The organism is Clostridium sp. 1001275B_160808_H3, from assembly GCF_015550425.1.
GTDB lineage: Bacteria > Bacillota > Clostridia > Clostridiales > Clostridiaceae > Clostridium.
In genome coordinates, this window is the sequence record NZ_JADNAT010000042.1 from 1 (window position 1) to 9,684 (window position 9,684).

The following is a 9,684-nucleotide window of genomic DNA, read 5'->3' on the forward strand; positions in this document are numbered from 1 at the left end:
CAACATAAATCAATTTATTCAAATAATTACCTTTATGTTGATTTATCTATTTTTTTCATACGAAACTTTACACTATCTATATTATAAAGCCATTTATGTAAAATTTCTATTTATTCTTAGTAATAAATATTCTTTTTATAACAGTTTGTGGTGGATTTGATTTAGTCATAGCTTCGCTTACTCTCATATATACTAAATCTCCATTTTCAATTACTATATTTTCTTTTTTATCATTTGCTGAATTCATAACTTTCGTTTCATTATCTATAATTCCAACAACTGTTATTTTACTAACTTCTTTTCCTTTCATGTACCCTTGTACAGTTATCATAGTTGAATTTCCATCCTCTGATTTTTTTACTTCTGTTACTTCTCCTATAACAACAGGACTTTTGGTTGACATTCCTTTTTCAGGGGTTGCTCCAATTAAAATTCCTGAAAAAATAATTAGTGAACAAAGTGCTAATATTGATTTTTTAAATTTCATACTAATTCCTCCTTAATTTATATTCACTAATAGTTTTGTTCTATTTTTTATAAATATTCATAGACTAAATCCAATTTATTTTTTCGAAACATAAGGATTATTTTTAATATAGAACCGCCATTTAAAATCTTTAGCTTCTTCAGCATAATCTATACCTATTCTAGTAGTTTCTACAATTTCTATATTCTTTTCATAATTATATTCTAAGTATAATCCACTATCTATATATAGTTTTTTATAATTATCCTCCCTTGTTATACTTAAAGCCGAACATAACTTAGATGGACCATTAGTTAAATTCTTTTTTTGTGCATTAGTTAACTCATTATAATTTTTGTTAAATCTAATATTAGATAAATACTCAAAATTATCAATGGGTTCTACAGCTCTTATCAAAACTGCTTCTGGTTCATCTTTAATATTGGTCACTATATTAAAACAATGATATAACCCATAAATAAAGTAAACATATGCTATTCCGCCTTCCTCGTATAAAGGCTTCGTACGTTCAGTTCTTTTATAATTATAAGCATGGCATGCTTTATCAGTAGCTCCTATGTAACTTTCTGTTTCCACTATTTTCGTTCTAACCTTTATTCCATTCACTTCTCTTACTAAGTAATGACCTAAAATACTTTTTGCAACTTCAATAGCTCCCTGGTTATAAAACTCTTTTTCAATTATCATAATAAATCTCCAATTTAAATTTATAATTTCATTATTTCTATAACTTTATTATTTATTATACTACTATATTTATTCCTTAAATATTTCATAATTATTACTTATGTTTTTTTTATAAATAGACATAATAAATATTATAAAAAACTATTAATCAGGAGATTTATATGTTAGAAAATTTTATAAAATCAATTATTCCCACTTTAGTAAATATTTTAGAATTAATAGGAATTTTGGTTATATGTATTAGTTCTATTAAAGCCTTTTATCATTATCTATATACATTAATAACTAAAAAACCTTATCCACTAAAATGGGAATATGCTAACTCTATGGCTACTGCACTTGAGTTTAAACTAGCAGCAGAAATATTAAAAACAGTTATTATTAGAAATATGAGCGAACTAATAATTCTAGGCTCAATAACTTTATTAAGAGGATTCTTAACATTAATCATTCATTGGGAAATGAAATCTGAAAATCCTTCTAAAAACAAAAAAGATAGAGAAGCCAAATAAAACTTCTCTATCTTTGCTATTTTAAATTATTAAATGACTGTTTTGTTAAAGATAAATCTTTATAATTTATATATACATCAAAATTTATAGTAGAAATTTTAATGTAAGGTCCTTTATCACTTTGGATATAGAGCTTAACTTCTTCTCCATCCTTCAACTTAAAATCACCCTTTTTAATGGTACCACCATCACTATATCCATTACTCTTAAATTCTATTTCTGGAGTATTATCTACAAGCTCTATTGATTTTATATCTTTTCTTTTTAAAGTAGTTCCATACATTCCATCTATAACTATAGTTTCATCTTTAACTATAATATTATTTGGTTCATTTCCATATGAAAAAATTATAATTACAAAAGATAATGCTATAAATCCTATAACTACCATTACTATTATTTCTACTTTGCTCTTTTTATTATGATCAAATCTTTGAATATATATTAAATATCCAAATATAATAATTAATAAAGTAATTACAAAAGGTAGTATAGAAATTTCAAAGTAATTTGAAACTATAACTCCTACAAATATTACAAAAGATATTAAGTAGCACATTCTTCCCATATGTTTTGCTACTTTTTCAATATCTACTCTCTCTTTTTCCTTTTTAGATTGTGTATTATATCCAGATATTAGCCAGTAGCATTTATACTTACTAATAGCTATTCCTAATATTATAAATATCATGCAAATAATAGAAATAAATATTATGAATCCCATGACATGCCTCTAATCTAAATATTTCTACAAAACAAAGTTATAACTTCATCTTATATGGTTAATTATAACACTTTTAATAATACTGTCAATATTATTATTAGCTATTTCTTACCATTCAATTGTTAAAATATTAACTTCATCTTTTATTAATGATACTTTATACCCTTCAATAACAAGCCAAGTTAATAATTCTTTTTGTACTTCATCATCATTACACATAAGTATTGCTGAGACCTTATTTATACTAGACTCCTTGGCATAATTTATATTATCTAATATTTTTCTTTTTTGATCATTTATAAACTCTAAATTCATAAATATCCTCCTATTTATTTTTATTCATTATAAATATGTATTCATTATAACTCACTATTATGTTAATTTCTTTTATTTCCCTGGGAAATATTTACACAAGCCATTTAAATATGTATAATCCTATAAAAAGGAGATGATATCATGAATAATTTTTTAAGGTTTAAAATTTTAGGTTCTGGAGGATGTACTTCTATACCTAGAGCCTGTTGTAATTGTAATATATGTACTGAAGCAAGATTAAAAGGCGAGCCATATAAAAGAACAGGCTGTTCTCTTTATTTATATAATTTAAATATGCTTATAGACACTCCTGAAGATGTAAATTATCAATTAAATAGAGATTCTATAGATAATGTAGATAATATCCTATATTCTCATTGGGATCCAGATCATACATTAGGCATGAGAATAATTGAACAACTTAGGCTTAACTGGCTTGATTATTTTAGAAACATTGATTGTTCAAAATCAATTAATATATATGCATTGAATGACGTTTTTTCTGAAATAAAAGCTATAAAAAATAAATTTGGATCTTATTTAGATTATTATTCTAAACTAAATCTTTGCAGTATAAATGAAATACCTTCCAATGGCTATGTTAATTTAGATAATATAAAAATAACATTTATCCCTATAGTATCAAATTGTACTTCAACAGCATTTGTCTTTGAGCACTTAGATAAAAAAATTATATATGCCCCTTGTGATAATAAACCATTTCCTAATTCAAATATATTTATGAATGCAGATATCGCAATTTTAGGTGGATATATTCCAAACGAATACTTTAAAAATAACATATATATTCCAATGGGAAATGAAATATATAGTGCAATGTTTACAATTGATGAAATTATAGAAATAAAAAATAAATATAATCTAAAAAAAGTTATACTAACTCATCTTGAAGAAAACTGGGGTAAGAGCTACGATGATTACTTAAGGCTTGAAGCTTCTTTAAAAAAGCATAATATATATTTTGCTTATGATGGAATGGAGATAAACATCTAGTTTATCTCCTGTTTTATTACACCAATTGCAACTCCTAGTATATTAACTTCCTTGTTTTCTAAACTAATTGGAGCATACAAAGAATTTGCTGGCATTAATTTTGGTGAATCTCCATTTAAGTTTAGTGTTTTTAATGTCGCTTCACCATTTAAGCTTGCAGCTACTATTTCATTGTGATTTGCAGTAGCTTGCTTTTTAATAACAACTAAATCACCATCACAAATATCTTTTTCTACCATAGAGTCACCCTTTACTCTTAATATAAATGAATCCTTTCCTCTTTCTAACCAATATTTAGGTAGATAAAAGCTTCCCTCTATATTATCATTCATTTCTATAGGTGTTCCCGCTGCTATATTATTGAACATAGGGATATCTTCTAATTCATTTTCATTATAATAAACACTATTTTCTTCAAATACTTCTTTTTTATTTGAAGCTGTATCTATATTAAATTCAACAACGCCTTTATTTTTTAAGTTTATATATTTATACTTTTCAACTGTGTTTACTTGTTTTTTCTTCTTAGCGTTATATTTAATTTTAAAGTTAAAACTCTTTCCTTTTACATCTATTCCTAAGGTATTTACTTTTCTCCCTTTTATCATCCAAGAATTCTTTTTATTGTTAAGCTCACTATTTAATATGAAAATAAATGAAGAATGAGGCTTATTTTTATAAATAGCTTTTATAAACTCTATTTCCCCTTTAGTAAACTTCTCCATATCATCTAAAATAACATGACTATATATTCCACCATGATTATTTATATATGAAGTAGCATATATAACATGATCATACTCATCCATAAATCCTTTGTTTATTAAACTTTCATTATATAAGTCCTTTATTTTATAGATAGATTCCCTTGTATACGAATCTTTCTTAATTCTTCCTCCTCGTCCCTTTCTATCAACTTCAAGATAGTATTCCTTAGAAAAATTACTTGCTTTAATCCATAAAATTTCTTCTAATAAAAATTCAATTGTTGCCTTTTGAAGGAACTTAGATTTTTTATAAAATAATGATATTTCATTTTCCAACTCTTTTAATATCTCTATGCCCTTAACTTTATCTATAACTTGCATAGCTAGTCCCTTTTCTCTTCTGAAAGCTTTTGAATATGTTTCAATAATCTCTTCTAGCGTTACTATGTTTAATCTATCTTTTTCTAATGAAAATAATGAATAAAAATAGTCCTCTTTACTTTCTTTTTTATAAAGCTCCCTTGCTTCGTATGTCTTAGTATAATTTGATGTTACAAATAAAATTTTATCTTCTTCATAAATACAATAATTATTTTCTAAATTTATAGCCTTATATATTGATGCAGTACTTTTCCCTGTTCCTTCTTTACCTTTCAAAAGCTGATATCCAGAGCTCTTATGGTTTATAAATCTATTTTGAACTTTCGAAAGTTCCATACTTTCACCACCTTAAATCTATCTTATGTTTTTCCGTATTTTAATAATATATTTTATAATACTTTATGTCAAATTACCAATATCAAAAAATCACTATTATATATAATTAATAAACGTATTTAATCTAAGTATAAATAACTTATTTACATACCAAAATATAATACATATGTGCAAAAAAGAACCTATAAAATTTTTCTCCTTTACAAGTGTCTATTTTATAGGTTCTTTATTTAAATCTATCACTAAAAATATTTTTGAAGCAATTTAAATGAAATTTTATTAAAGCTTATATAAAAGGATTATAGAAACGTCCATGATTAAGTATAGTAGCAGCTATAGCTATAATAAATATTGCACTGACTATAGCTATTGTTATATAATCTCTTTTTTCAAATTTTCTTCCACTATACCAAGTACGTTTTTTATTTTTCCCAAAAGCCCTTAGCTCCATTGCTGAACTTATAGTATCTATTCTATCTAAACTTGAAAAAATTAATGGCATCAATATTGAAGCAGAATTTTTAATTCTTTTTGTCAATTTCTCCTTTTTAGACATATCAATTCCTCTAGCTTGTTGTGCAAATGATATATCTTGATAATCACGTTGAACATCTGGAATATATCTTAAAGCTATAGCAACAGAATAAGCAACCTTATAACTAACACCAATTTTATTTAATGATGCTGCAAATTCACTTGGATTAGTTGCAACCATAAATAATAATGCCATTGGTATTATAGAAAAATACTTTAAAGTTATATTAAACTGATAAAATAATTGCTCTAATGTTAGTGTATATGGCCCTGCAATTTTAAATAAATCAGTTCTACTCCCATAAATATGAACTCCTTCATATGGAGAAAAAATAAATATTGCTAAATTATTTAACAATAAAAATATTAATATGAAATATAGAACAAATGATACTTGCTTAAATTCTACTTTTGAAATTTTAAATACAAATATGCTTATAATAAACATAAGTATAAGTACACGTGTATCATATGTAATCATTGAAGCTAATGCCCATATTATCAAAGCAATTAACTTAGATGCACCTGTCAGTTTATGAATAGGTGAATTTAAATTTGTATATTCAAGCATTTTACTCATATGCCTCTAATCCTCCTATCATAGTCAATAAACTTTTTAACAAAATCTCTTGGATTATCTAATTTAGCTTTTATTGCTAACTCATATAAAGATGTCTCTTTTAAATTAGCTTTAGATATCACTTCCTCATCTGTAAGAACATTAGCTGCCATATCATCTGCTAATTTTAATCCATTAGATAATACTATTGCTCGATTTGTGTACTCAAGCATCAAATGCATATCATGAGTTATCATGATTATAGTAACACCTTTTCTATTTAATTCTTGTAAGAATTCCATAATTTCAGTATAATGCTTAAAATCTTGCCCAGCTGTTGGTTCATCTAAGATTATAACTTCTGGATTTAATACTAATATAGATGCAATAGTTACACGCTTCTTTTGCCCGAAGCTAAGTGCAGAAATTGGCCAATTACGAAACTCATATAAGCCACAAATTTTTAATGTATCAAGTACTCTTTCTTTAATTTCTTTTTCACTAATTCCTCTAACTCTAAGTCCTAATGCTACTTCATCAAAAATCATAGTTTTAGATATCATTTGATTAGGATTTTGCATAACAATACCAATTTTATCCGCACGCTCTTTAATTGTATCGTTAACTAAATTTTTACCATTAAACAATATTTGTCCTTCTGTTGGCTTATAAAAACCACATATAAGCTTTGATATAGTAGACTTCCCTGCACCATTCCTTCCAACTATACTAACCATTTCACCTTTTCTAATATTAAAAGAAACTCCTTTTAATATTTCTCTATTTTCTTCATAACCAAACTTTATATCTTTTAATTCAAGTATAGTTTCAGAATTTACATTAGTACTCTTTTCAACAGTTTCATAATACCATTCTTTAAGTTTTTCACTACATGTATGTAAATTTAATGTATCAATATGTTGTGGATTAATTTCTGGAGTAACTTTACAACCTGCATATTTTAAAGCAGTAATATATAATGGTTCACGTATACCTGTTTCAGATAATATATTTGAACTTAGAAGTTCTTCTGGAGTTATATCAGCAGCAATTTCACCATTATCTACTACTATAATTCTATCCACAGGACAATGTAGTACATCTTCTAACCTATGCTCTATAATTACTATAGTTTTATTTGTTTCTTGTTGTATTTTGTCAATTAATTCAATTGCACTTTTACCAGTTGCAGGATCTAAACTTGCAAGTGGTTCATCAAATAAAAGTATGTCTACATCTCCAACCATAACTCCTGCTAATGTTACTCGTTGTTTTTGACCACCTGATAAACTATATGGAGCTGATTCTAAATGCTTATCTATTCCAACAATTTCAGAAACAATTTCTACTTTCTTTTTCATTTCATCTTGAGAAATACAATCATTTTCTAGCTTAAAAGCAATATCTTCTCCTACGGTTAATCCAATAAACTGGCTATCTGGATCTTGAAGTACAGTACCAACTGAATTGGATAATTCAAATACGCTCATCTTACTAGTTTCTTTGCCTTTAACCTTTAAACTTCCTGAAATATCCCCTTTATATGAAAACGGAATAAGGCCATTTATACAACTTGAAATAGTACTCTTACCTGATCCAGAAGGACCAACAATAAGAACTTTTTCACCTTCATATATAGTTAAATTTATATTATTTAATGTTGGCTTTGCTTGAGCTCTGTATTGGAATGTAAAATTATTGAACTCAATTACAGGTTTTTTCATAGCAAATCTCCCTTTATATAAAAATTATATGTTCCTCGAAAACGTTATTTATGATTAAAAATAATAGTATATTGTTTGTAATATATAAGTAAAAAATACCAGAGACCTAAAGCCCCCAGTATTTTAATTAGATATTACTCTCTATCTAAACTTCCTTTTTTAACTCTAGTCTTTGCATAAGTATAAAGTAAAATAGTACCTAATATTCCAACTGTAATTGAATTAGAAATTGCAGCAACTATACCTTGTAAATAAACTTTATTAGCTGGCTCTGCATATATAAGTATATCTAATGTAGGAGCAACTAAAAGCCATGCAATTAAATTAGCAATTACTTGATATATATTAAAAACAATAATTTCTTTTTTGTTAAATTCACCGTCATTAACTTTTAACTTCTTCCATGATAATCCTATTATAAGACCAACAACAGCTGAAGCTATAACCCAACTAAACCAAGGAGAACCAAAAAACACCAAATCCTTTAAAGCATGGCCTATAAGACCTATAGATATTCCTGCAATAGGACCATATAATACTGACATTAATGCTAAAAATGCATAACTTGTTTCTATATTAGTATTTGGGATACCTGATGGAATAGCTCCAAAACGTCCTAGTATCATAAATACAGCTGCACCTATACCAATTGCAACTATTGTTTTAATAGACATTTTATTTTCCATTATAATTCCTCCTCATTTCATATATAGTAAATCAATAATATTCGTGTTTTAAATTAATTTCTAATCATATATTACTCTAGGAGCTTTTCTGATAGATATTATCCAATTTGTTCCCGTTTGTATATTATAAGCTTTTGAGAATGATCCTTGATTTATAGCAACAGCTAAATTATCTAATGAGTTAACATAAACCAAAGTTTCACCTACATAAACATCAGCAAATGACTTTGCATAAACCATTATATTTCTATAAACTTCTCTCGTATTATTTCTAATAGAAACTTCAACTTTATCTCCATAGTTAATACCTAAGCTAGTAAATAATTCTCTTCCAATATTTGTCCACAAACTACCAAATCTTACATCTAAAACATCTATAGTTCCTGTTACTAAATCATTTTCTTTTGTAGATTCAACAACTGGTAATTCTACTATTTCATCAACTGGAATTTTTGGTCCTACATGTTCAAAATCTATAACTCCAGCTGCAAGTCTTGCTCCTGTATAGGCATATATATCTCTTCCATGAAAAGTATAAGATGCACCAGAATTAGGTAATCTATTTATAGTTTCATCGATTTCTCTAGCCTCAATTATCCCACATATTCTTTTAATATGAGTAAGTGTTCCGTTATCTGGAGTAATTATATATTGTCCACTTGCAGTCTTAACTCCTATACTCTTTCTATTTGATCCAACTCCAGGATCAACTACAGATACGAACACAGTATCTTTTGGCCAATAAACAACTGTTTGAATTAGTCTATATGAAGCCTCCCAAATATTATATTGTGGTATTTCATGTGTTAAATCAAATAATTGAAGTGTATTATCTACGTTATAAGCAACTCCATACATCGCACTAACTGCGCCATCTCCGATCCCAAAATCTGATTGAAATACTAAAGCATTTTTCATAAAAATTCCTCCTTAGTTAAACAGTTAGTGTAAAGTTTTTTTACACTACTTCTCTTTTAAAATCTTTATATATCAAGGTTTCGCAAGTTTTTTGTATAAA

Annotated in this window: 11 protein-coding genes; 2 read left to right on the forward strand and 9 right to left on the reverse strand. The window is 26.5% G+C overall.

Annotated elements, in window-relative coordinates; translation table 11 throughout:
• Positions 1 to 106 precede the first annotated feature (106 nt).
• Together I2A75_RS17550 and I2A75_RS17555 are read right to left on the reverse strand one after the other, a co-directional pair.
• Positions 107 to 487 (reverse strand): hypothetical protein, encoded by a 381-nt coding sequence (locus I2A75_RS17550; protein WP_195266894.1) that lies wholly within the window; start codon positions 485 to 487, stop codon positions 107 to 109.
• 75 nt (positions 488 to 562) lie between these two features.
• On the reverse strand, positions 563 to 1,174 hold the full coding sequence (locus I2A75_RS17555) for a DNA-3-methyladenine glycosylase (protein ID WP_195266895.1): 612 nt from the start codon (positions 1,172 to 1,174) through the stop codon (positions 563 to 565).
• 161 nt (positions 1,175 to 1,335) lie between these two features.
• On the opposite strand from I2A75_RS17555, the gene I2A75_RS17560 reads away from it, so the two are divergent.
• Positions 1,336 to 1,686: a DUF1622 domain-containing protein gene (locus tag I2A75_RS17560; protein WP_195266896.1), complete on the forward strand. Its 351-nt coding sequence runs from the start codon at positions 1,336 to 1,338 to the stop codon at positions 1,684 to 1,686.
• A 16-nt stretch (positions 1,687 to 1,702) separates the two neighbouring features.
• On the opposite strand, the gene I2A75_RS17565 is transcribed toward I2A75_RS17560, so the two are convergent.
• Together I2A75_RS17565 and I2A75_RS17570 are read right to left on the reverse strand one after the other, a co-directional pair.
• Entirely contained in the window at positions 1,703 to 2,410 is a 708-nt protein-coding gene (locus I2A75_RS17565; protein ID WP_195266897.1) for a DUF3784 domain-containing protein, read from the reverse strand.
• Between the two features lie 108 nt (positions 2,411 to 2,518).
• Positions 2,519 to 2,725 carry a hypothetical protein gene (locus I2A75_RS17570; protein ID WP_195266898.1) on the reverse strand — a complete coding sequence of 69 codons (207 nt, stop codon included), beginning with the start codon at positions 2,723 to 2,725 and terminating at the stop codon, positions 2,519 to 2,521.
• A 141-nt stretch (positions 2,726 to 2,866) separates the two neighbouring features.
• Between I2A75_RS17570 and I2A75_RS17575 the strand changes: the two genes are divergently transcribed.
• The gene (locus I2A75_RS17575; protein ID WP_195266899.1) at positions 2,867 to 3,739 is read left to right on the forward strand and encodes an MBL fold metallo-hydrolase; all 873 of its coding nucleotides are present in this window, start codon (positions 2,867 to 2,869) and stop codon (positions 3,737 to 3,739) included.
• Here I2A75_RS17575 and lexA read toward each other — a convergent pair.
• From lexA to I2A75_RS17600, 5 genes are all read right to left on the reverse strand, one after another.
• Positions 3,736 to 5,163 carry a transcriptional repressor LexA gene (lexA, locus tag I2A75_RS17580; RefSeq protein ID WP_195266900.1) on the reverse strand — a complete coding sequence of 476 codons (1,428 nt, stop codon included), beginning with the start codon at positions 5,161 to 5,163 and terminating at the stop codon, positions 3,736 to 3,738. The two genes, I2A75_RS17575 and lexA, sit on opposite strands and share 4 nt — an antisense overlap.
• Positions 5,164 to 5,449: 286 nt before the next feature.
• Positions 5,450 to 6,277, reverse strand: coding sequence for an energy-coupling factor transporter transmembrane component T (locus tag I2A75_RS17585; RefSeq protein WP_195266901.1), 828 nt, complete (start codon positions 6,275 to 6,277; stop codon positions 5,450 to 5,452).
• Positions 6,274 to 7,980 (reverse strand): ABC transporter ATP-binding protein, encoded by a 1,707-nt coding sequence (locus I2A75_RS17590; RefSeq protein ID WP_195266902.1) that lies wholly within the window; start codon positions 7,978 to 7,980, stop codon positions 6,274 to 6,276. The genes I2A75_RS17585 and I2A75_RS17590 overlap by 4 nt, the downstream gene beginning before the upstream one ends.
• Before the next feature lie 134 nt (positions 7,981 to 8,114).
• Positions 8,115 to 8,666, reverse strand: a complete 552-nt coding sequence (locus I2A75_RS17595; RefSeq protein WP_195266903.1) for an ECF-type riboflavin transporter substrate-binding protein — start codon at positions 8,664 to 8,666, stop codon at positions 8,115 to 8,117.
• 60 nt (positions 8,667 to 8,726) lie between these two features.
• Entirely contained in the window at positions 8,727 to 9,584 is an 858-nt protein-coding gene (locus I2A75_RS17600) for an S-adenosyl-l-methionine hydroxide adenosyltransferase family protein (protein WP_195266904.1), read from the reverse strand.
• Positions 9,585 to 9,684: the final 100 nt, after the last annotated feature.